We start from the raw sequence: 22,101 nt of genomic DNA, 5'->3' as shown, positions 1-22,101 counted from the left end.
CCGACAGGTACACCCACCCACCGTCCCAGGAGGACCCCCACGTGTTGACACCGAAATCGACCTACCGGCTGCAGATCCGGAGCGAGTTCGACCTGCATCGGGCCGCGGCCCTGGTGCCGTACCTGCACGACCTGGGGGTGGACTGGGTGTACCTGTCGCCGATCCTCACGGCGGAGAAGGGGTCCGGGCACGGGTACGACGTCACCGACCCCACCACCGTGGACCCCGACCGCGGCGGTCCGGACGGCCTCGCTGCCCTCAGTGAGGCCGCCCGGGCGGCGGGCCTGGGCGTCCTCGTCGACATCGTGCCCAACCACATGGGCATCGAGACCCCCGCGGACAACGCGTGGTGGTGGCAGCTCCTGGCGGAGGGCCGCCGCTCGCGCATGGCCGAGGCGTTCGACGTCGACTGGGACGCCAACGGGGGGCGCCTCCGGGTCCCGGTCCTCGGCGACGGCGACGACGAGCTGGACCAGCTCGCGGTCGTCGACGGTGAGCTGCACTACTACGACAACCGGTTCCCGATCGCGGACGGCACGGCCCACCCGGGCGACACGGGGGCGGAGGTCCACGCCCGCCAGCACTACGAACTGGTGAACTGGCGCCGGGCGGATGCGGAGCTCAACTACCGGCGGTTCTTCGGCGTGAACACCCTCGCAGGGCTGCGCGTCGAGGTCCCCTGGGTGTTCCAGGAGAGCCACAGCGAGGTCAAGCGGTGGTTCGACGAGGGGCTCGTGGACGGACTGCGCATCGACCACCCCGACGGTCTCGCCGACCCGAAGGGCTACCTGGAGGACCTCCGCACCCTGACCGGTGGCGCCTACGTGCTCGTGGAGAAGATCCTCGAGCCGGGGGAGAAGCTCCCGACGGACTGGGCGACGGAGGGCACCACCGGCTACGACGCCCTCGCGGACATCGACCGGCTGTTCACCGACCCTGCGGGGGAGCACGGGCTCACGCGGTCCGTGCCGGTCGCGCCGTTCCACGAGATGATCCACGGGACCAAGCGCGGCATCGCCGACGGCATCCTCCGTTCCGAGGTGCTGCGGCTCGCGCGGCTCGTCCCGGCCACTGCGGACCTCGACGCCGACACGACGGCCGACGCGATCGCCGAACTGCTCACCTGCTTCCCCGTCTACCGCAGCTACCTGCCCGGCGGTGCCGAGTACCTCGCCGACGCGGTACGGGACGCCCAGGTGCGCCGCCCCGACCTCGCGGACGCCCTCGCCGTGCTCCACCCGCTCCTGGACCCGTTCCTCGAGGGCCCCGGGGAGCTCACCGAACTCGCGCGTCGCTTCCAGCAGACCTCCGGCATGGTGATGGCGAAGGGCGTCGAGGACACCGCGTTCTACCGGTACTCCCGCCTCGTCTCGCTCAACGAGGTCGGCGCCGACCCGTCCATCTTCTCGATCGACCCGCTGGAACTGCACCGTCGCCTGCTCGAACGGCAGGCCGAGAGCCCGCTGGGCATGACGACCCTCAGCACGCACGACACCAAGCGCAGCGAGGACACGCGGTCGCGCATCTCCGTGCTCTCGGAACTCGCCGGCGAATGGACAGGCCTCCTCGACCAGCTGGAGGAGCTGGCCCCCATCAAGGACCCGTCCTTCGCGCCGCTCCTGTGGCAGTCGCTCATCGGGGCCTGGCCGCTCAGCAGGGAGCGGGCCCACGCCTACGCCGAGAAGGCGTCCCGCGAAGCGGATTCCAGCACGCACTGGACCGCGCCGGACGAAGGATTCGAACGCGGCATGCACGACGCCGTCGACGCGGCCTTCGACGACGACGCCGTGGCGTCGCTGATCTCCGGCCTCGTCGCGCGGATCCAGCAGGCCGGCTGGTCCAACTCGATCGGACTGAAGCTGCTCCAGCTCACCATGCCGGGGGTGCCGGACGTCTACCAGGGGACCGAGTTCTGGGACACCTCCCTCGTGGATCCCGACAATCGCCGCGAGGTGGACTACGACGCCCGCCGCAAGGTGCTGACCGACCTCGACTTCGGCGCGCTGCCCCAGGTCGATGCCGACGCCCACGCGAAGCTGCTCGTCGTGTCACGCGCCCTCAGACTGCGCCGTGACCGTCCCGAACTGTTCACCGGCTACACCGCGATCACGTCCTCCGGTGCGGCAGCGGACCACGTCTTCGCGTTCGACCGCGGAGGGGCCGTCACCCTGATCACGCGCCTGCCCTACACGCTCGCGCAGGGCTCCGGCTGGGGCGACACCACGCTCGAGCTCCCCGAGGGCCGGTACACCTGTGCCCTCACGGGCGCCTCGGTGACCGGCGGCACCGTCAGGGCCGCCGACATCTTCTCCACCTTCCCCGCAGCACTACTGGTCCAGGAGGACGCAGCATGAGTTCGCCATTCGAGGTCTGGGCACCCCGCGCCACGTCCCTCACCCTCGTCGCCGACGGCGCCCGATACCCCATGACGCAGGGTGGAGGCGGGTGGTGGCACGCCCCGGAGGCCCCCGCGGCCGGCGAGGACGTGTCCTACGGCTACCTCGTCGACGACGCCGGGACACCCGTGCCCGATCCCCGGTCACGGCGCCAGCCCGACGGAGTGCACGGGCTCTCGCGGACGTTCGACCCGTCCGCGCACCAGTGGCAGGACGCATCGTGGCAGTCTCCGGGGATGAACGGCGGCGTCATCTACGAGATGCACCTCGGTACCTTCACCCCCGAGGGAACCCTCGACGCCGCCATCGGCAAGCTGGACCACCTGGTGGACCTCGGTGTCCAGTACGTGGAACTCCTGCCCGTCAACGCGTTCAACGGCACGCACAACTGGGGTTATGACGGCGTCCTCTGGTACGCGGTGCAGGAGACGTACGGCGGCCCGGCCGCCTACCAGCGCTTCGTCGACGCGGCACACCAGGCGGGTCTGGGCGTCATCCAGGACGTCGTCCACAACCACCTCGGTCCGAGCGGCAACTACCTCGGGCTCTTCGGTCCCTACCTCACCGAGGGCCTGTCCAACACGTGGGGCGACTCCCTGAACCTCGACGGCCCGCAGTCGGACGAGGTCCGGAACTACGTCCTCGAGAACCTGCTGATGTGGTTCCGGGACTACCACGTGGACGGGCTGCGCCTCGATGCCGTGCACGCACTCCACGACGAGCGCGCGGTGCACATTCTCGAGGAGTTCGCCATCCGCACGGACGAGTGCGCGGCGGAACTCGGCAAGCCGCTGTTCCTCATCGCCGAATCGGACCTCAACGATCCGCGCCTCATCCAGGGCCGCGAGGTCGGTGGCTACGGTCTCGCCGGGCAGTGGAGCGACGACTTCCACCACGCGGTGCACGTCAACCTGACGGGGGAGACCGAGGGGTACTACCTCGACTTCGACTCGGTGGGCGCGCTCGCCAAGGTCCTCGAGAAGGGTTTCTTCCACAACGGCACCTATTCGTCCTTCAGGGAACGTCACCACGGCCGCGAGATCGACCCGGCCCGGGTCAGCCCCCTGCAACTCGTCGTCGCGACCCAGAACCACGACCAGATCGGCAACAGGGCCGCCGGCGACCGCATCAGCGCCACGCTGAACCCGGCGCAGCTCGCGCAGGCGGCGGTCCTGAACATCCTCGGGCCGTTCGCGCCGATGCTGTTCATGGGCGAGGAGTACGGGGCGTCGACGCCGTGGCCGTTCTTCACGTCCCACCCGGAGCCGGAGCTCGGAAAGGCCACCGCGGAGGGGCGGCTCAGGGAATTCGAGCGCATGGGCTGGCGCCCGGAGGACGTCCCCAACCCGCAGGACCCCGCGACCTTCGCCTCGGCCAAGCTGGACTGGGCGGAAGTGGAGCAGGGACACCACGCCGACCTGCTGTCCACGTACCGCGAGCTCATCCGCCTCCGCCGGTCACGACCGGAACTGCGCGACCCCGACTTCGGCAGCATCTCCGTGGACTTCGACGAGGACAGCCGCTGGATCGTCCTGCATCGGGGCAGCACCGCCGTGATCCTCAACCTGAGCGATGCGATGGTGACCGTCCCGGTGGGCGGCAGCACCGCGGAGGTCCTGCTGTCCACGGTGGACGGCGTCGGGCTGCTGGCCGACACGGTGCAGCTGCCGGCACACGCCTCCCTGGTCCTCGCCCCGGGCCGAGCGTAGATCAGGACTCTGCAAGGGTTTCGACAGGAGAGGGAGCCCACCGGCCGAAGGGTCGGTGGGCTCCTGCATACTGGCTGGAGATTCTTCCCCCGGGAGGCGAATCCCCTGGGCATCCGGAGACGGGACCAGGAAGAACGAGACGGCAGGAACACCTATGACGCTGGACATCACCACACTGCGGGTTGCCTTCGGCGCCGTCGCGATCACCCTCCTGGTGCTCTTCTACACCGTGGCGTTCCGCCAGACCCGCTCCGCCTACAGCGCCTGGTGGTGTGCAGCGATCCTGTTCTTCTGCATCGGATCCTCCATCCACCTGCTCGACGGCTCGCACCACCAGGTCTGGGCGCACCCCACGGCCCACACGCTGTCGGTCATGGGAACGGTCAGCGTCTGGGCCGGGGCGCGGACCCTGCGGACCGGAAGGCCGGGCTGGCTGCAACTCGCGGCGGCGCCGCTGCTCACCCTGCTGGCCTCGGTGGTCGACAGCCCGGCGACGAACACGTGGTCCGGTGGAGCGGTGTTCCTCGGCATGATGTCCCTGACGATCGGGCTCGCCTCGTGGGAGCTGTGGCGCCTGCCCAGCAGCTACAGCAGGGTGCAGGCGCCGCTCGCGGCCGCCTCCGGGGCCGTCGCGGTGCTGTACCTCGCCCGGGGCGTCGCCTTCGTCGTGGGAGGACCGGACGGCTACGTGTTCACCACCTTCTTCGATTCGAGCATCACGGCACTGGTCACCCTGGTCCTGCTGGTCATCGTGTCCTTCAGCGCGGCCGCGCTCAGCGCCGAGCAGATCGCGGCCGACCTGCGGACGCGTGCCGACCGGGACGCCCTGACCGGGCTGCTCAACCGCGCCGGCTTCCTCGACCTCGCACACCTGCACGTGGACCGCCTGGCACGGACGGAACGGCCCGGAGCGCTCATCCTCGCCGACCTCGACTTCTTCAAGGCGATCAACGACACCCACGGCCATGCAGCCGGTGACAGCGTGCTGAAGGCCTTCGCGCAGGCCTGTTCGGAGACGGTCCGTGCCACGGATCTCGTGGGGCGGTACGGCGGCGAGGAGTTCATCTTCCTGCTGCCCGGTGCCTCGGTCTCCCGGACCGAGGACATCACCCGCGACGTGAGCCTGGCGCTGCGGGTGCAGCCCACACCGGGTGGCTTCACGATGCCCACGGTGAGTTACGGCATCTCCTCGATCGAGGCGTCCGGCTACGACCTCGATGCGGCGATCGCCGCGGCCGACCGCGCGCTGTACACGGCGAAAGCCGGGGGGCGGGACAAGTCCGTCCAGGCCGTCGGACCGGCGGACCAGCGACACGGCACGTCCCCCGGATCTCCCGGGGACGACGTCAGGGTCTGAACCGCGCGTCGGGTGATCACCAGCCCGGCGCGGCGCGAGGAAACCGGCTCTCGCGTGGCACATCCGCACCGGACGGTGCATGTCCTATGGTGGACCGGACCAGTAAGGGGGCACTCCGCATGGCATGCAACGGCTGCGCGACATCGTCACGACTCGACTTCGATTTCAGCATGGCTTTCCAGCCGATCTACGACGCGGTGGACGACCGGGTGTGGGGCTACGAGGCGCTGGTCAGGGGGCTGGCGGGCGAGGGCGCCTTCGAGGTGCTGTCGAGGGTCTCCCCGGAGCAGAAATACCGCTTCGACCAGGACTGCCGGATCAAGGCCATCGAACTCGCGTCGCGGCTGTTTCCCGCGGACGAAGAGGTGAAGCTGTCGATCAACTTCATGCCGAACGCGGTCTACGAACCGGCGGCATGCCTCCGTGCGACGCTGCTCGCGGCCGCTCGATGCAGTTTCCCGACGTCGTCGATCATGTTCGAGTTCACCGAGAACGAGGAAGTCGCGGACACCGCCCACCTCACGAACATCATCACCGAGTACCGCAAGCATGGTTTCACCACCGCCATCGACGACTTCGGTGCCGGCCATGCGGGACTGGGGCTCCTGGTCGAGTTCCAGCCGGATCTGATCAAGATCGACATGAAGCTCGTCCGGGGAGCCGACAGCAGCCCGGCCCGCCAGGCCGTCGTCGCCGGCATCGTGGGCATCGCCGAGGACCTCGGCATCACGGTGCTCGCAGAAGGCGTCGAGACGGAGGCGGAGTTCGCGTTCCTGAAGCGGAGCGGCATCCGCCTGTTCCAGGGCTACTGGTTCGCGAAGCCGGCCTTCGAGGAACTCCCTCAGGTCCGGATCCGATCGGGTGCGGCGATCAGCGCCAGCGCCTGACCAGGCGCCCCGGCCCGGGCTTCCCGACGATCAGGCCGGCCACGCCTCCTCGCCGGATGTCCAGCGACGTCATTCCGTCCCACGCCGCGTCGGGATGCTCCCCTAGGATGAAGCAATGACGTATCACCCTGTTGAGAGCCGCTACGAGTCGATGCCGTACCGCCGGGTGGGGGTGAGCGGGCTGCAGTTACCCGCGGTGTCCCTGGGCCTGTGGCACAACTTCGGGGACGACAAGGCGTTCGGGGTGCAGCGGGACATCCTGCGCCGGGCGTTCGATCTGGGGGTGACGCATTTCGACCTCGCCAACAACTACGGCCCGCCGTACGGGAGCGCGGAGACGAACTTCGGCCGGCATCTGAAGGACGATTTCCGCCCGTTCCGCGATGAGCTGGTGATCTCCACGAAGGCCGGGTACGACATGTGGCCGGGCCCGTACGGGAACTTCGGGTCGCGGAAGTATCTGCTGGCGAGCCTGGACCAGTCGCTGGAGCGGATGGGTCTGGAGTACGTCGACATCTTCTACAGCCACCGCCCCGATCCGGAGACCCCGTTGGAGGAGACGATGGGCGCCCTGCACACCGCGGTGCGCTCCGGGCGGGCCCTGTATGCGGGGATCTCCTCGTACTCGCCGGAGCGGACCCTGGAGGCCGCGGCGATCCTGAAGGACCTGGGGACGCCGCTGGTGATCCATCAGCCCTCGTACTCGATGCTGAACCGGTGGACGGAGAACGGGTCCCCGAATCTGTTCGAGGCCCTGGAGCAGGTCGGGGCAGGCTCGATCGCGTTCTCCCCGCTGGCGCAGGGCCTGCTGACGAGCCGGTACCTGGACGGGGTGCCGGAGGACTCCCGGGCCGCCGCGGGGAAATCGCTGGATCAGGGCCAGCTCAGTGCGGAGAACCTGGACCGGATCCGGGGCCTGAACCGGATCGCCGAGGGTCGGGGGCAGAGCCTGGCGCAGCTGGCCATCGCCTGGATCCTGCGGGATCGGTCCAGCGGCACCCCGGTGACCTCGGCGCTGATCGGGGCCTCCAGCGTCCGCCAGCTCGAGGACAGCCTCGCCGCCATCGAACGTCTGGATTTCACGGCCGAGGAGCTTCACGCCATCGACGAATACGCCGTCGAGTCCGACATCAACCTCTGGGCCAACGCCCTCGAGGCCTGATGCTCCGGTTCCGGGTGGCCGTCCCGGAGGACTGGCCGGCCATCTGGGACATCCTGCGACCGGTGGCCCGGGCGGGTGAGACCTACTGCTGGGACACCTCCCTGGACGAGGCAGCGGGCCGGCTCGAATGGCTTCCCGGTGCGGCCGGGACCGATCCGACCCTCGTCGTGGTCGTGGCGGTGGAGGCCGACACCGGTCGCGTCGTCGGCACGGCGCAGTTGCACGCCAACCGGGGCGGCAACGGGGCCCATGTGGCGAACGCCTCCTTCCTGGTCGCGGCCGACGCCGGGGGCCGTGGGGTGGGCCGTGCCCTCGCCGGCCACGTGCTCGAGGAAGCGGGTGCGGCGGGCTACACGGCGATGCAGTTCAACGCCGTCGTCCAGACGAATGAACGGGCTGTCGCCCTCTGGATCTCACTGGGCTTCGCGATCGTCGGGACCGTCCCGGGCGCCTTCCTCCATCCCTCGGCCGGACCGACCGGCCTCCACATCATGCACCGCTTCCTGTAAGCGGGCCACGGCATCGCCACGGCATCGACACGACGGCGCGGGGCACCGGCGCGGCGACGCCGGGACACAATGGGGCATGACTACTGAACCAGCCGTCCACCATCCGCTCCTCGGCGCCTGGGCGACGCTCGGGGAGCCCCGCCTGACCAGCGAACTGGCGCGGTCGGGCGTGGGGTGGGTGGGCCTCGACGCCCAGCACGGGCACTTCGACGACCGGTCGCTCAGGGACGCCCTCGCGCTCCGGGCCGCGGACGCCGCCCCCATGCTCGTGCGGGTCGCGGCCAATGACGCCGCACTGATCGGCAGGGCGCTGGATGCCGGAGCCGACGGCGTCGTCGTCCCGCTCGTCAACAGCGTCGCCGACGCGGAAGCGGCGGTGTCGGCCGGCCGCTACCCGCCACGGGGCGCCCGCAGCTGGGGGCCCCTGCCGGGCAGTCGGGCGGTGCACGGTCCGGGGGCCGACGACGCCCCCGTCGCCGTACCGCTCTGTGCCGTCATGATCGAGACCGCCGCCGCGCTCGAGGCGGTCGAGGCGATCGCCGCCGTCCCCGGCGTGGACATGATCTTCGTCGGGCCGTTCGACCTGTCGCTCGCCCTCGGGCTGGACGTCGACGACCTCCTGTCCTCCGCGGAGGACGGCGCACCGCTGGCACGGATCGTCCGTGCCTGCAGGCAGGCCGGGATCCGGGCGGGCGCGTACGGGGGTTCAGCCGACCGGGCGGCGTTGCTCGCGGCGGCGGGCTTCGACTGGATCGCCGCGGCGACGGACACGGGCCTGCTCGCCCTGGGCGTCCAGGCCCTGCACGGACAGGCGCGGACGGCCCGGCAGGATCAGCCGGACCAGGACGCCTTCAGCGCCGGGAACGCCTCCTCGTAACCCGCGAGCACGCGGGTGGCGGCATGGAAGGAGTCCACGAGGGGATGCCCTGCGAAGGCGCGCAGGGCGGCATCGCGGTCCCGGTCGACGGCGGCGCGGATCGTGTCCTGTTCGACGGCCTTCACCGCGGCCATGAGCCCCAGCTGGTGGGGTGCCAAAGGCGCCGCCGGCAGGGGACGGGCGCCGCCGGCGTCCACCACGGACGGCACCTCGACGACGGCATCCGGGGGCAGCTCCCCGAAGGTCGCACCGTTGGGGACGTTGAGGATCAGCTCCGCGCGGCGTCCGGTGAGCAGCGCGCGCATGACCTGGAGGGCGACGCGCTCGTAGCCGCCGCCGGCGAGGTCCGCCTCGTCGCGCTCCTCCTCCGCCGTCCGGGCCTCGGCCAGGTAGCCGGACTCCCGCTCGCGCCGCGCGGCCTCCCAGACCGCGAGCGGATCCCCGGACGCCAGGAGTCGGGGGAAGAGGTCCGCCTGCTGGTCGCGGAGCGTCTCGCCGCGCGTCCTGTCGGCGGCGCGGATGGAGCGCAGGGCCTCACGATGGAAGTAGTAGTAAAACAGGTACTCGATGGGCAGCGCGCCCAGGACCCGGAGCAGATCCGGGCCGAAGAGTCGTCCCTCCTCGAAGCCCGCCAGGCGCGAGGCGTCGGCGAGCAGCCCCGGGAGGCGGTCGGCGCCGCCGTCGTCGAGCCGGCGCAGCCAGCCCAGGTGGTTGAGGCCCACGTAGTCCACCCCGGCGAGGGACCCGCGCAGATCCACGCCGGCGGCGCGGGCCGCCCGGGTGACGAGGCCCGACGCCGAGTCGCAGATGCCGATCACGCGGTGGCCCAGGACCGCGGAGAGCGCCTCGGTGACCATGCCGGCCGGGTTGGTGAAGTTGATGAGCCAGGCGTCGGGGGCGAGGTGACGCATCAGCGTGGCCACGCGCATCATGTCGGGAATGGACCGGAGGGCGTACGAGATGCCGCCGGCTCCCACGGTCTCCTGGCCGAGCAGCCCGGAGGCCAGGGCCACGCGTTCGTCGAGGATCCGGCCTTCCGCCCCGCCGCTGCGCACGGCGGCGAACACGAGGTCGGCGCCGGGCAGTGCGTCCTCCAGCCGGGCTGCCACGCGGACCGACGGCGCAGGTGACGCGCCCGACGGCAGTGCGCCGAGCACACGGGCGATGGCGTGGGCGCGGTCCGGCGAGCTGTCCACCAGGACCACGTGGGACACCAGTCCCGTGAACGGTGCCTGGGACAGTGCCCGGTACACGAGGGGCACGCGGAAACCCCCACCCCCCACGACGACGAGGGTGGCGCCGGCGCTCATCGGCCGCCGCGGAACAGGGCGCGGCGCAGGGCATACACCTGCGCTCCCGCGAGGACCAGGCCGATGAGCACACATACCAGGACCGGCACCGACGTGGTGTACGCGAGCACGAAGGCGAGCGAGAGGGCGAAGACCACGGCCGCCACGCCGATCAGGATGCGGGCGCCCAAGGGCAGCAGCGGTGACGGCTCCCCCGGATACCGGTCGATGCCCGTGTCCCTGCCGCTGTCCCTGTCCGGGGTCATGGTGTCCCTGCCATGCCTCCAGCCTACGGAAGAAGCACCGGATCCTCGCCCCTCGGGGTGATTCCACAAGACGAGCACTCCTGCGGGCCGCCGACCTCTCGCCGGACCAGTAAGGTGCCGTACATGGCCCAACAGCACCGCTTCGATCCCCTGGCAGCCACGCGGGGCCCGGACGGGCCCGAGTTCGACCTGCTCCTCACCGGGCAGGTCTTCTTCGACATCGTGTTCACGGGGCTGGAGCGGCTTCCGGCGCCGGGCACCGAGGTGTGGACCGACGGCATGGGCTCCGGCCCGGGAGGGATCGCGAACCAGGCGATCGCCGCGAGCCGCCTCGGTCTGCGCACCACGCTCGCCGCGGCGTTCGGCGACGACGGTTACGGGCAGTTCAACTGGGACGTGCTGCAGGACCAGGAACACGTGGACCTGTCCCGCTCGCGCGTCTTCGGGCAGTGGCACTCTCCGGTCACGGTCTCCCTCTCCGTGCACCAGGACCGGTCGATGGTGACGCACGGCCACGCCGCGCCGCTGCGCGCCACCGAGCTCATCGGAGCGCCGCCGCCGTCGTGCCGTGCCGCCGTCGTCAGCGTGGAGCAGGAGATCGAGCCATGGGCGGAGGCGGCAGCGGCCCGCGGCACGAAACTCTTCGGCGATGTGGGGTGGGACCCGGATGGTGCGTGGGCGCCCGAGACGCTCGCCTCACTCGATCATTTCTACTCGTTCATGCCGAACGCCGTCGAAGCCATGGCATACACCCGCATGGACGATCCGTGGGCGGCGCTGTACTCGCTGGCGGACCGGGTTCCGGTCGCGGTCGTCACCGTCGGCCAGCACGGCGCGATCGCCATCGACTCGCTCACGGGGGAGGAGGAGTGGGTGCCCGCCCTTCCCGTGTCCGCCCACGACCCCACGGGCGCCGGCGACTGCTTCAGCGCCGCCTTCGTCATGGCCGACCTGGCGGGCTTCCCGCTCGCCGAACGCCTGGGTTTCGCGAATCTCTGCGCCTCGCTGTCCGTGCAGCACGTCGGCGGTTCGCTGGCAGCTCCCGGGTGGGGTGACATCGCGGACTGGTGGCACCGGGTCAGCGCGGGACGCGACGCGGTGCAGAAGCAGTTGCGGCGCCGCTACGCCTTCCTGGAGGACCTCGTGTCCGACGTCCCGGGCCAGGCATCGCGCAGGGCAGCGGCGACGATCGCGCGGCATTCCGACGCCTCACCGTCGGTCCGTCCCTGCGAGGGCGGCCCGGACGCACCGGGCGTCCGGTGACCTGACCTCACACGCTGCCCGCCGTCGCCAGGACCGGCGCCGTCCGGGGCGGCGCCTCCTCCCCGGACCGCGTCGCGCGTGCTGCGAGCCAGATGGCCAGGGCACCGAGGATTGCGCCGGCGGCGACGTCGACGACGTAGTGCCAGCCGAAATAGACGGTGGCGAGGGCGGTGAGCAGCATGTAGACCCAGAGCGCCGCCTTGATCACGCGCGGCAGGTTGAGCAGGTGCGCCATGACGGCGGCGGTGAAGACGACGGAGACGTGCAGGGAGGCGAAGGCGGCGATGCCGTGGACCGACTGGGTCGCGTGGGGGTCACCCAGGACCCGTACCCGGTTCCGGTAGAGGGACTCCTGCAGCGCGGTGACGGCGGTGTCCGGCAGGTCCGCGAAGTGCTTCGGTTCGACGTAGATCGGGCCCAGGGAGGGCAGGGCGTAGTAGCTGAGCGCTCCGAGGATCCAGTTGAAGGACAGCGCGGTGACGTACCAGGCGCCGTGCGAGAGCCGGCGTGACCAGACGAGCGCCGCAGCCACGGAGACGGGCACGAAGACGAGGTAGGACACGTAGACGGCGGACAGGACGTGCGCGCTCGCTCCCGTGCCGAGGACCTGCTGGAGCACGTCGCCGGGGTGGTCGCCGCCGGCGAGCCAGCGGTCGCTCGCCTGCAGGAGCGGATCCGTCACCCGGTCGCGGACGAACGGCAGGAAGCTCTTCATGTTGCGGTACGAGACGTACGCCAGGTAGAAGGTCAGCAGACCCGCCGAGGTCGCCACCAGCCGCGGGGCCGGCCAGCGCCTGCGGAGTTCGACGGCCGCCGCGCGCAGCACGTCCCCCCGGGCGGGCCGACTGCGCAGCATGGAGGTGATCACGTCGACGAGGATCAGCGCCGCCAGGAGCAGGGGCAGCCGGACGTAGCTGGGGCCGAGGAAGCCGTCGGGATCGCGCAGGGGCAGGCCGAAGACCACGGCCACGAGGGCGGTGAGCACGGCGAAGGCAGCCGCCACCGCGAAGGCTGTGCGGAAGAGTTTGTAAGGGGCATGCCCCGTCATCAAGGGCGCGGACTTCATCAAACAGTTCTAATGCATTAAGGTGCCCTTCATCCACCCGGCACCCCGTTCATCCGGTGTTTGCTTCTCAGGGCAGGCTCGTTCAGCCCCGTAACGCCGCCGCCTCGCCCAGCCACCGGGCGTACAGCGCCCACGGGTCCTCGACCCCCGCGGCGAGGTCGCGGACGTGCTCCTCGAGGTCCTGCGACGCCGCGAACCACTCCGAGCGGCCGAGGCGTGAGGCGGCGAACTCCTGGTGGCGACGGTGCTCCACCAGCCGGTCCCCCTTCTCGAACGCCAGTACCTCGTCATGCCACAGGCGGGCGAGCCGCTGCCGCGGATTCGCCGTCGTGCCGATCTTGATGCGGCTTTCGAACCTGAGGTAGTACACGATGTCCACGCGCGGCGGCGGCAGGCCGTCGTCGAGGACGTCGCCGACCCGCCACTCGCAGGCGGCGCACACCCAGGCGGAGGGATACCGGACACCTAGGCGCGAGCCGCAGGCCCGGCACGCGCCGGGCAGGACGTCGGTCACGCCGTACTCGTCGGCGACCCACTCGCCGATCACCGCGGCGTGGGCCCGACAGACCGGAACGGGGGCGCCGCCCACGGCCCCGCCGCAGGGCCGCCCGTCCTCGCGGCGGAGCTCGCAGGTGCGGCCGTCCTGCTCCGGATCGAACATGTCTTCGATCCTTCCCCGAGGTGTGGCCGGGCGCAACCCCACGGCCCGTGCACCCACCGGACGGCGGACGGGCGGGCCGAACTGGCAGAATGGGCCGGGTGACTTTCCCCGAACGCGCCGCCGAGATCGACCTCGATGCGCTGCGGCACAACATCCGGCACCTCCGCGACGTGGCGCACCCGGCGCGTGTGATGGCCGTCGTGAAGGCCGACGCCTACGGCCATGGGGCGCTCCCGGTGGCACGTGCCGCGCTCGAGGCGGGAGCCGCGTGGCTCGGCGTGGCCCACGTCAGCGAGGGCGTCGCCCTGAGGAAGGCCGGCATCGAGGCGCCCATCCTCGCCTGGCTGCACACGTCGCGCACCGATTTCACCGCGGGCGTGGAGCACGGACTGGACCTGGGGATCTCCGGCTGGGAGCTGGAGCACGTGGTCGCCGCCGCACGCGAGCTGGAGCGCCCCGCCATCGTGCACCTGAAGATCGACACCGGGCTGGGCCGCAACGGCTGCCCGCCGGAGCAGTGGGAGGCCCTGCTCGGCCGCGCCGTCGCCCACCAGGAGGAGGGCCTCATCCGCGTCGTCGGGGTCTTCTCCCACCTGGCCGTCGCCGACGAGCCCGCCCGGCCGGAGACCGACCTGCAGGTGCAGGCGTTCCGCGACGCCGTCGCCGCCGCCGAGAAGGCCGGGATCGACGTCGAGGTGCGGCACCTCGCGAACACCCCCGCGACCCTCTCCCGGCCCGACTGCCACTTCGACCTGGTGCGGGTGGGCCTGGGGATCTACGGGCTCTCGCCCTTCGCCGACCAGGGATCCGAGGACCTGGGGCTGCGGCCCGTCATGACGTTCAGCACCACGGTCGCGAACTGCAAGGAGGTGCCCGCGGGCCAGGGCGTCTCCTACGGGTACGCGTACCGCACCCGGAAGCCCACCACGCTGGGGCTCATCCCCGTCGGCTACGCGGACGGGGTCCCCCGCATCGCCACCGGGGCGCCGGTCCAGGTGGGCGGGCGCGTGTACCCCGTGGTCGGGCGGATCGCGATGGACCAGTTCGTCATCGACCTCGGCGCCACCGGTCTGGTGGACACCCCGGCGAGCCCGCTGGGTGAGCGCGCCGTCCTGTTCGGCGGCCGGGACGCGCCGCCCGTCGAGGACTGGGCCGCCGCCGCGCAGACGATCAACTACGAAGTGGTCACCCGCATCAGCGACCGGGTGGAACGGGTCTACCTCGACGCACCCCGGGAGGGCGGCGATGGCACCGGCTCCTGAGTGGTCGGCGTCGTACGACGTCGGTTCGGCCGCCGCGCTCCAGGCGCTCGCCGCCGGCCTCGCACGGCACCTGCGGGCGGGGGACCTGCTGGTCCTCTCGGGAGAACTGGGCGCGGGCAAGACCACCTTCACCCAGGGGCTCGGGCGCGGCCTCGCCGTCGAGGACCGCATCATCTCGCCCACCTTCGTGCTCGTCCGCCAGCACCGCTCCCGCGACGGCCGCCCGGGCCTCGTCCACGTGGACGCCTACCGCCTCGAGAGCGCGTCGGCCGTCGACGACCTCGACCTCGAGGCCACCCTCGATGCCAACGTCACGGTCATCGAGTGGGGTGCCGGGCGCGTGGAGCACCTGGCCGACAGCTGGCTCCGGGTGGACATCACGCGGCCGCTGGGCGGCACCGGTCCGGGTGGGCCGCGCGGCCTCGTCACGGATTTCGACGACGACGGCGAGGACGAGGTGCGCACCGTCACGCTCTCCGGCGCCGGCCCACGCTGGCGCGGAGGGGTGCCGGCGCTGCCGCTCGACTAGGCTTGTCGGGTGCTTCTCCTCGCCCTCGACACCTCCGCCGCGGCCACCGTGGCGCTCCTGCACGACGACGCCGTCGTCGGCCGGTTCGCCAGTGCCGACACGCGCTCGCACGCGGAGGTCCTCGCACCCGCGGTGCACCGGATCCTGTCCGACGCCGGGGTGGCGGGGACCGAGCTCGACGCCGTCGTCGCCGGCGTCGGCCCGGGGCCGTTCACCGGCCTGCGCGCCGGTCTCGTCACCGCCCGGACGCTCGGCTTCGTGTGGGGCGTGCCCCTGTACGGCGTCATGAGCCTCGACGCCCTGGCCTTCGACGCCGCAGCGGGTGGCGCGGTGCCGGCCGGCAGCGCGTTCCTCGCGGGGACGGATGCGCGCCGCGGTGAGGTGTACTGGGCGGCGTACCGGGCGCCGTCGCAGCCCGGGGCCCTGCCCGAACTCCTCGACGGCCCGCACGTGGGCTCCGCGTCCGCGCTCCCCGGCGGACAGCCGCTCGTCGGCCGGGCCGCGAGCCTGTACCCGGACGACGTCGACGGCGTGCCGTCCTTCGCGGCGTCGGACCCGGACGCCGCGTCCCTCGCCCGCGTGGCCCGCCTGCGACTGCTCGCCGGTGCGCCCCTGCGGGACACCTCGCCGCTCTACCTGCGGGAATCGGACGCGCAGGTGCCCGGGCCGAGGAAGCGGGCGACGGCGTGAGCTTCCTCCTGCGGGACCTCGCCTTCGAGGACATCGAGACGATCGGCCGGCTCGAGAACGAACTGTTCCCCATCGACGCCTGGCCGCTCGAGATGTTCTACACGGAGTTCTTCCAGCCGGACACCCGGCGCTACCTCGTGGCCGAGGTGGACGGCGAGGCCGTCGGGTACGCAGGCCTCATGGTGATCGACACGACGGCGGACATCCAGACCATCGGCGTCCTCCCGCGCTTCGAGGGCCGGGGCATCGGACGGGCCCTGCTCACCGAGCTGCTCGAGGAGGCCCGCCGGCGCGGCGCCGACAACGTCATGCTGGAGGTCCGCGCCGACAACCCCCGCGCCCAGGCCCTGTACGTCCGGTTCGGGTTCCGGAAGATCCACACCCGGAGGAAGTACTACCGGGACGGGGTGGATGCCTGGGTGATGCGGCTCGTCCTGGCGGACGGCACCGCGGACCGCCACACCACGGACGGGGGAGGAACACCGTGACCACCGACCGACCCCTGGTCCTCGGCATCGAATCCTCGTGCGACGAGACCGGCATCGGGATCGTCCGCGGGACCGAGCTGCTGACCAACACCGTGTCCTCCTCGATGGACGAGCACGTCCGCTTCGGCGGCGTCATCCCCGAGATCGCCTCGCGGGCGCACCTGGAGGCCTTCGTCCCGACCCTCCGGGCCGCGCTCGACGACGCCGGCGTCACGCTCGACGAGCTCGATGCGATCGCCGTCACCGCCGGTCCCGGGCTCTCCGGCGCCCTCATGGTCGGCGTCTCCGCGGCGAAGGCGCTCGCCGTCGCCACCGGCAAGCCGCTCTACGCGATCAACCACCTCGTGGCGCACGTCGGCGTCGGCATGGTGGGCGGCACGTTCAGCGACGGCCTGCCGCCGAATCTCGGCGCACTGCTCGTCTCCGGGGGGCACACCGAGATCCTCCGCGTGGTCAACATCGCGAACGACGTCGAACTGCTCGGATCCACGATCGACGACGCCGCGGGCGAGGCCTACGACAAGACGGCCCGGATCCTGGGCCTCGGCTATCCCGGCGGTCCGGCCATCGACCGGCTGGCACGGCAGGGCGATCCGAAGGCCATCCGCTTCCCGCGCGGCCTGTCGCAGCCCAAGTACATGGGCAGCGCGGAGGAGCCCGGCCCGCACCGCTACGACTGGTCCTTCAGCGGTCTCAAGACCGCCGTCGCCCGCTCGGTGGAGCAGTACGAGGCGGCAGGGCTGGAGGTGCCGGTGGCGGACATCGCGGCGTCCTTCCAGGAGGCCGTCGTGGACATCATCACGGCGAAGGCCGTCCTCGCCTGCCGCGAGCACGGGATCACCAACCTGCTGCTGGGTGGGGGAGTGGCCGCCAACCGGCGGCTCCGCGAGCTGACCGGCGAGAGGTGCGCTGCCGCCGGCATCACCCTGACGATTCCCGCGCCCTCGCTCTGCACGGACAACGGCGCCATGGTGGCCGCTCTCGGAGCGCAGATCGTGCTGGACGGGGGCAGCCCGAGCGGTATCGCGTTCGGGACCGATCCGTCCCTCCCCGTGACGAGCGTCATGCTCGCCGAGGCCTAGCCGTTCGACCGGACCCCTGATGGTGAGCATGCTTATTACTAGATAAACTAGCTTTACATCGTCCTAGCCGGCGGCTAGGTTAGGGGAAGGTCAAGAAAACGGCCTGCTCCTTTCTGACCTGAAGGTCAATGCCATGACACCCGTAGCCCGGACTTCTTCCACCACCGCTCGCCTCGATGACGATGCAGCTCCCGCACTCCCCACCGATCACGACACCGCCTATGACGCGTGGCCCGGAATGGCCACCGGCCGTCTCGGAGCGGCGCAGCCTCCGGTCGAACCGCTGATCCTGCCCCACGATTTCACCGGTACCACCACGCGCCAGCTCCGCCGCCTGGTCAACCAGATGTACAAGGTGCTCGACGCCGATTTCCCGCCGTACGGCGCACAGGAGGACTACGACCGCCTCGCCGACGAGCTGGACCGGCGCGCCGCCGAGGCACGTGAGGGCTCGGGCGTGGCGGAGCGTCCCGGTGCCTTCCGCGACAACCCGATGAATCATCGCTTCGAGCTCTTCCAGGACGGGATGCTCGCGGGCTATCTCACCTATTCCCTGCGGGCGGGCACCCTGCGGCTGCACCGCACCGTGGTCGCCGCGGCCTTCGAGGGGGCCGGGCTGGAGGGCGTTCTCATCCAGAAGGTCCTGCTCGATGCCCACAAGCGTCGCCTGGCCGCCCTGCCGTACTGCGACCAGGTCCAGGCGTTCCTGGCGGACAACCCCCAGTACCGGAGCCTCATCGCGAGCTAGGGCAGGAGTACCGCGCGCGGCGTGGACGGTCGGTCATGATGCGGCTGCCGTGTCCTTCGCGCGTGCCGTACGAGGCACTCAGGAGGGGAGATCCCCGATGGCGGCGTATTTCCGGCGCCAGTCGGGGCCGTCCTCGCCGCCGTACAGGGTCCAGTACTCCCGGCCCGAGGTGATCACGCCGTCGGACACCGTCCAGATCGACACGACGCGGAAGATCCCGACGTCCTCCTGCGGCACCTGCACCTCGGACACCACCGCCTCGCCGGCGTCGTAGACCTCGAGCACGTCGATGCTCCACCCGTTCGGTCGCTCCGAGTTCACGGCCACCACGTTGTCCCTGCCGCGGATGACCTCCCGTGTGACGGGCCAGAACACCGTCACGTCCCGGGCGAGGGTCTGCCCGACCGCGGTCCAGTCCCTGCTCCACACCGACGACCAGTACCGCCGGACGACCTCGGTAGATTCCATGGGCCGATGCTACCGGTGGATGCCCGTCCGCAGGTGTGCGCCGATGTTCTCGTCGAAGCTCCCGATCGTCCGCGCCAGGACCTCGGCCGGCGCGGTGTCCCAGATGTCCTGGTTGAAGATCTCCACTTCGACGTCGCCCGCATAGCCGGCTGTCTGGACCGCGCCGGTGATGGCTTCGAAGTCGATCACCCCGGCTCCGGGGTAGTGGCGCGAGAGCAGGACATCCGCGGCCAGCGGCGTCCTCCAGTCGCACACCTGGTAGCTCGCGATCCGCCCTTCCGCGCCGGCCCGGACGATCTGCGCCGGGAGGTCCGGATCCCACCACACGTGGAACGTGTCGATGACGACGCCGACGGCGGCGGGCGGGAAGGGGGAGGCGAGGTCCAGTGCCTGCTTCAGCGTCGAGATGACGGCGCGGTCGGAGGCGTACATCGGATGGAGGGGTTCGAGGGCGAGGGTCACCCCTGCGGCGAGGGCCTCGGGCGCCAGCTCGGTCAGGGCGTCCTCCACCCGGGCCCGGGCCCCCGCGAGATCGTTCGAACCCTCTGGAAGGCCGCCGGCCACCATCACGAGCACCGGGACGGAGCCTGCCGCACCGGCGGCCGCGAGGGTCGCGGCCTCCTCGATGGCCCTCCGGTTGTCGTCCATGGCCGCCCGGCGGGCAGCCCCTTCCGGGACGGTGAAGAAGCCCCCGCGGCAGAGGCTCGAGAACCGCATCCCCGACAGTGCGAGCAGCCGGGCCGCCTCGGGCAGGGACTGGGCCTGCACCGAGTCGCGCCACAGACCGATGCTCGTGATGCCGGCGGCGGCCGTGATTTCCAGCGCCTCGGGGAGGGAGGCGTACTTCAGGGTGGCCTGGTTGACGGACAGGCGGGCGTGCGGCGTCGTCATGCCGACACCCCGCTCACCCGCAGCATCGCATGCCAGCGCTCCCGGGCGAGCTCAGGCTGCTCCAGGGCGCCGCACGCGTTGGCGAGGCGCACGATCTCCGACAGGTGTGGCAGGCTGCGGGCGGCGTGCAGCCCGCCCACCATGCCGACGCCGGGCTGGTGGCCGTTGAGCCAACTGAGGAAGGCCACGCCCGCCTTGTAGTAGTACGTGGGGGACGCGAAGACCTGCCGGGACAGGGCCTCCGTGGGACCGAGGATCCGCGCATAGGCGTCGTGGGCGCCGGCGTCGAGGGCCTGGACCGCCGCCGAGGCGTGCGGCCCGAGGGCGGCGAACGCTCCGAGCAGGGCATCCGAGTGACCCGAGGAGTCCCCGCCGATGAGGGACACGTAGTTGAAGTCGTCCCCGGTGAACATGCGGACCGGGGCCGGAAGCTGTGCGCGTACGGCCCGTTCCGCATCCGCGTCGAGCAGGCTCATCTTCACTCCCGCCACCTTGTCCGGAGCGTTGGCGATGATCTTGAGCAGGGTCGACGACGCCGACCCGGTGTCCGTGGAGCCGAAGTAGCTCCCGAGTTCCGGATCGAAGGCGCTGCCGAGCCAGTGCAGGATCACCGGGGCGCCGGCCGCGGCCAGGACCTCTGCGTACGCTCGCTCGTAGTCCTCGGCGGACCCCGCCGCCCGCGCGAGATGGCGGCTGGCCATGAGGACCACCGAGGCACCAGCGTCCTCGGCGAAGTGGAGTTGCTCCTTGTAGGCGTCGACGACCGCGCCGAGGGGGATCACGGCGTCGTCGACATGGTCCGTGGTGACGCCGACCACCAGGCCGCCGCCCACCGTTCGTGCCTCCGCCGCGCTGCGGGAGATCAGCTCGCGGGTCGCGGCGGCGTCGAGCCCCATGTTCCGCTGGGCCGTATCCATGGCGTCCGCGACCCCGAGCCCCCACGACCACAGGTGGTGGCGGAAGGCGAGCGTCGCGTCCCAATCGAGGTCGGCCGGCGCGCCGGGCACGTTCTCGGCCGTGGTCCTCGGGACCACGTGCGCGGCGGCATAGACGGTCCTGCTCGTGAGGGGACCGGCCGGCCTGGCGAACACCGGCGCAGGATCCAGTTCGACGGCGGAGGTGCGTCCGGCCGCATCGACGAGGGTGATCATGCCAGCGGAACCGCTGCCTGGCGAGGTGCGGCGGTGCTGCGGACGTCCTGCAGGTCGAGGCGGCGCCCCGAGCGCGAACTCTCGAGTCCCTGCTCGGCGAGGTACATGCCGCGGGCGCCGGCCAGGAAATCGTAGGGGTGGGGGGCGTCCTCCAGGACGTGCCGGAGGAAGTCCTCCCACTGCGTTTTGAATCCGTTCTCGAACACCTCGTTGGTGGGCACCTCGATCCAGTCGGCGTCGTAGTCGTGGGTGTCCTCGAGATCGGGGTTCCAGACGGGTTTGGGCGTGGCGTTGCGTGGCTGGATCTTGCAGCCGAACAGCCCGACGACGGCGGAGCCGTGGGTGCCGTCCACCTGGAACTGCACGAGTTCGTCCCGGTCGACGCGGACCGTCCAGCTCGAGTTGAGCTGCGCGACGATGCCGCCCTCCAGCTCGAAGACGGCGTACGCGGCGTCGTCGGCGCTCGCGCGGTAACGGTGGCCCTGCTCGTCGACGCGGTCGTCGATATGGGTGACGGCCCGCGCGTACACGGATTCGACCCTGCCGAACAGGTTCTCCAGCACATAGCTCCAGTGCGGGAACATGTCGACGACGATCCCGCCGCCGTCCTCCGCCCGGTAGTTCCAGCTGGGACGCTGGGCGTCCTGCCAGCCGCCTTCGAAGACCCAGTACCCGAACTCCCCGCGCACCGAGAGGATCCGGCCGAAGAAGCCGGAGTCGATGAGGCGCTTCAGCTTCTGCATGCCCGGCAGGTACAGCTTGTCGTGGACGACGCCGTTCTTGATCCCGGCCGCCTCCGCCAGGTCGGCGAGTTCGAGGGCGTCGGCCGCCGTCTCGGCGGTGGGCTTCTCGGTGTAGACGGCCTTGCCGGCGGCGATGGCCTTGCGGATGGCCGCCGACCGAGCCTTCGTCACGAGGAAGTCGGCGTAGATCTCCCAGGTGGGGTCGGCCAGGACGCTGTCGAGGTCGGTCGAGAAGTGCTCGATGCCGTGCCGGGCGGCGAGCTCGGCGAGTTTTGCCTCGTTCCTGCCCACGAGCATCGGCTCGACCTGGACACGGGTTCCGTCGGAGAGGAGCACGCCCCCCTGGTCGCGGATCGCGAGGATCGAGCGGACCAGGTGCTGCCGATAGCCCATGCGCCCTGAGGCGCCGTTCATGATGATCCCGATTGTCCTCGTTGACATTCCTGCTCCTTCGTGCGGCGGCACCGCTATATGGGAAAACGCTTACCGCGAGTGTAGAGGAAGAAGGAGGGAGGGGCAATGAGGGGCCGCGTGGGTCAGGACGCCCACCCCGATGACGCCCGGGACCCTCGAGCTCGGCGTGCGGCATTCCGCTCGGGCGTTACGG

22 protein-coding genes are annotated in these 22,101 nt (G+C 71.1%); 14 read left to right on the top strand and 8 right to left on the bottom strand.

Going from position 1 to position 22,101, the window contains the following annotated elements; translation table 11 throughout:
• The first annotated feature begins 41 nt into the window (after nucleotides 1-41).
• The 7 genes from treY (at nucleotide 42) to CXQ92_RS06575 (ending at nucleotide 8,897) form a co-directional block, all read left to right on the top strand.
• A complete protein-coding gene (gene treY / locus CXQ92_RS06605; RefSeq protein ID WP_104166297.1) occupies nucleotides 42-2,354 on the top strand; it encodes a malto-oligosyltrehalose synthase in 2,313 nt (770 codons plus the stop codon).
• Nucleotides 2,351-4,105, top strand: coding sequence for a malto-oligosyltrehalose trehalohydrolase (gene treZ, locus CXQ92_RS06600; RefSeq protein WP_104166295.1), 1,755 nt, complete (start codon nucleotides 2,351-2,353; stop codon nucleotides 4,103-4,105). Before treY ends, treZ begins: the two co-directional genes overlap by 4 nt.
• A 154-nt stretch (nucleotides 4,106-4,259) precedes the next feature.
• Nucleotides 4,260-5,462, top strand: coding sequence for a GGDEF domain-containing protein (locus tag CXQ92_RS06595; RefSeq protein WP_104166293.1), 1,203 nt, complete (start codon nucleotides 4,260-4,262; stop codon nucleotides 5,460-5,462).
• Between the two features lie 170 nt (nucleotides 5,463-5,632).
• Nucleotides 5,633-6,349 carry an EAL domain-containing protein gene (locus CXQ92_RS06590; protein WP_258069765.1) on the top strand — a complete coding sequence of 239 codons (717 nt, stop codon included), beginning with the start codon at nucleotides 5,633-5,635 and terminating at the stop codon, nucleotides 6,347-6,349.
• Nucleotides 6,350-6,464: 115 nt separating this feature from the next.
• Nucleotides 6,465-7,511 (top strand): L-glyceraldehyde 3-phosphate reductase, encoded by a 1,047-nt coding sequence (mgrA, locus tag CXQ92_RS06585; protein ID WP_104166291.1) that lies wholly within the window; start codon nucleotides 6,465-6,467, stop codon nucleotides 7,509-7,511.
• Nucleotides 7,511-8,020: a GNAT family N-acetyltransferase gene (locus CXQ92_RS06580; protein ID WP_104166289.1), complete on the top strand. Its 510-nt coding sequence runs from the start codon at nucleotides 7,511-7,513 to the stop codon at nucleotides 8,018-8,020. Before mgrA ends, CXQ92_RS06580 begins: the two co-directional genes overlap by 1 nt.
• Before the next feature lie 76 nt (nucleotides 8,021-8,096).
• Entirely contained in the window at nucleotides 8,097-8,897 is an 801-nt protein-coding gene (locus CXQ92_RS06575; RefSeq protein WP_104166287.1) for an HpcH/HpaI aldolase/citrate lyase family protein, read from the top strand.
• Here CXQ92_RS06575 and CXQ92_RS06570 read toward each other — a convergent pair.
• Both CXQ92_RS06570 and CXQ92_RS06565 read right to left on the bottom strand, forming a co-directional pair.
• Nucleotides 8,852-10,207: a 6-phospho-beta-glucosidase gene (locus CXQ92_RS06570; protein ID WP_104166285.1), complete on the bottom strand. Its 1,356-nt coding sequence runs from the start codon at nucleotides 10,205-10,207 to the stop codon at nucleotides 8,852-8,854. The genes CXQ92_RS06575 and CXQ92_RS06570 overlap by 46 nt on opposite strands.
• A complete protein-coding gene (locus tag CXQ92_RS06565; protein ID WP_104166283.1) occupies nucleotides 10,204-10,452 on the bottom strand; it encodes a hypothetical protein in 249 nt (82 codons plus the stop codon). The genes CXQ92_RS06570 and CXQ92_RS06565 overlap by 4 nt, the downstream gene beginning before the upstream one ends.
• 123 nt (nucleotides 10,453-10,575) lie before the next feature.
• Between CXQ92_RS06565 and CXQ92_RS06560 the strand changes: the two genes are divergently transcribed.
• Nucleotides 10,576-11,715, top strand: coding sequence for a PfkB family carbohydrate kinase (locus CXQ92_RS06560; RefSeq protein WP_104166281.1), 1,140 nt, complete (start codon nucleotides 10,576-10,578; stop codon nucleotides 11,713-11,715).
• A gap of 7 nt (nucleotides 11,716-11,722) precedes the next feature.
• On the opposite strand, the gene CXQ92_RS06555 is transcribed toward CXQ92_RS06560, so the two are convergent.
• On the bottom strand, nucleotides 11,723-12,781 hold the full coding sequence (locus CXQ92_RS06555; protein WP_104166279.1) for a phosphatase PAP2 family protein: 1,059 nt from the start codon (nucleotides 12,779-12,781) through the stop codon (nucleotides 11,723-11,725).
• A gap of 82 nt (nucleotides 12,782-12,863) precedes the next feature.
• Nucleotides 12,864-13,442, bottom strand: a complete 579-nt coding sequence (locus tag CXQ92_RS06550) for a GIY-YIG nuclease family protein (protein ID WP_258069764.1) — start codon at nucleotides 13,440-13,442, stop codon at nucleotides 12,864-12,866.
• 89 nt (nucleotides 13,443-13,531) lie between these two features.
• Between CXQ92_RS06550 and alr the strand changes: the two genes are divergently transcribed.
• The 6 genes from alr (at nucleotide 13,532) to CXQ92_RS06520 (ending at nucleotide 18,241) form a co-directional block, all read left to right on the top strand.
• Nucleotides 13,532-14,704, top strand: coding sequence for an alanine racemase (gene alr / locus CXQ92_RS06545; RefSeq protein ID WP_104166277.1), 1,173 nt, complete (start codon nucleotides 13,532-13,534; stop codon nucleotides 14,702-14,704).
• Nucleotides 14,688-15,233: a tRNA (adenosine(37)-N6)-threonylcarbamoyltransferase complex ATPase subunit type 1 TsaE gene (tsaE, locus tag CXQ92_RS06540; RefSeq protein ID WP_104166275.1), complete on the top strand. Its 546-nt coding sequence runs from the start codon at nucleotides 14,688-14,690 to the stop codon at nucleotides 15,231-15,233. The genes alr and tsaE overlap by 17 nt, the downstream gene beginning before the upstream one ends.
• Before the next feature lie 9 nt (nucleotides 15,234-15,242).
• Nucleotides 15,243-15,923, top strand: coding sequence for a tRNA (adenosine(37)-N6)-threonylcarbamoyltransferase complex dimerization subunit type 1 TsaB (gene tsaB / locus CXQ92_RS06535; protein WP_104166273.1), 681 nt, complete (start codon nucleotides 15,243-15,245; stop codon nucleotides 15,921-15,923).
• Nucleotides 15,920-16,411 carry a ribosomal protein S18-alanine N-acetyltransferase gene (gene rimI, locus CXQ92_RS06530; RefSeq protein ID WP_104166271.1) on the top strand — a complete coding sequence of 164 codons (492 nt, stop codon included), beginning with the start codon at nucleotides 15,920-15,922 and terminating at the stop codon, nucleotides 16,409-16,411. Before tsaB ends, rimI begins: the two co-directional genes overlap by 4 nt.
• Nucleotides 16,408-17,493 carry a tRNA (adenosine(37)-N6)-threonylcarbamoyltransferase complex transferase subunit TsaD gene (gene tsaD, locus CXQ92_RS06525; protein ID WP_104166269.1) on the top strand — a complete coding sequence of 362 codons (1,086 nt, stop codon included), beginning with the start codon at nucleotides 16,408-16,410 and terminating at the stop codon, nucleotides 17,491-17,493. The genes rimI and tsaD overlap by 4 nt, the downstream gene beginning before the upstream one ends.
• 133 nt (nucleotides 17,494-17,626) lie before the next feature.
• Nucleotides 17,627-18,241 carry a GNAT family N-acetyltransferase gene (locus CXQ92_RS06520; protein WP_104166267.1) on the top strand — a complete coding sequence of 205 codons (615 nt, stop codon included), beginning with the start codon at nucleotides 17,627-17,629 and terminating at the stop codon, nucleotides 18,239-18,241.
• Between the two features lie 78 nt (nucleotides 18,242-18,319).
• Here CXQ92_RS06520 and CXQ92_RS06515 read toward each other — a convergent pair whose 3' ends face one another.
• From CXQ92_RS06515 to CXQ92_RS06500, 4 genes are read right to left on the bottom strand one after another with little or no spacing between them, the layout of a single operon-like run.
• Nucleotides 18,320-18,709, bottom strand: coding sequence for a nuclear transport factor 2 family protein (locus CXQ92_RS06515; protein ID WP_104166265.1), 390 nt, complete (start codon nucleotides 18,707-18,709; stop codon nucleotides 18,320-18,322).
• A 9-nt stretch (nucleotides 18,710-18,718) separates the two neighbouring features.
• A complete protein-coding gene (locus CXQ92_RS06510) occupies nucleotides 18,719-19,600 on the bottom strand; it encodes a sugar phosphate isomerase/epimerase (protein ID WP_104166263.1) in 882 nt (293 codons plus the stop codon).
• Complete coding sequence (locus tag CXQ92_RS06505) at nucleotides 19,597-20,751, bottom strand: DUF993 family protein (protein ID WP_104166261.1); 1,155 nt, start codon at nucleotides 20,749-20,751, stop codon at nucleotides 19,597-19,599. The genes CXQ92_RS06510 and CXQ92_RS06505 overlap by 4 nt, the downstream gene beginning before the upstream one ends.
• Nucleotides 20,748-21,935: a Gfo/Idh/MocA family protein gene (locus tag CXQ92_RS06500; protein ID WP_104166260.1), complete on the bottom strand. Its 1,188-nt coding sequence runs from the start codon at nucleotides 21,933-21,935 to the stop codon at nucleotides 20,748-20,750. The genes CXQ92_RS06505 and CXQ92_RS06500 overlap by 4 nt, the downstream gene beginning before the upstream one ends.
• Between the last annotated feature and the right edge of the window lie 166 nt (nucleotides 21,936-22,101).

It is taken from the genome of Arthrobacter sp. SX1312 (assembly GCF_002929295.1).
In the GTDB taxonomy this organism is placed as follows: domain Bacteria; phylum Actinomycetota; class Actinomycetes; order Actinomycetales; family Micrococcaceae; genus Arthrobacter_D.
The sequence above is the reverse complement of the archived record's forward strand: the minus strand, read 5'-3'. Positions and strand labels throughout refer to the sequence as shown.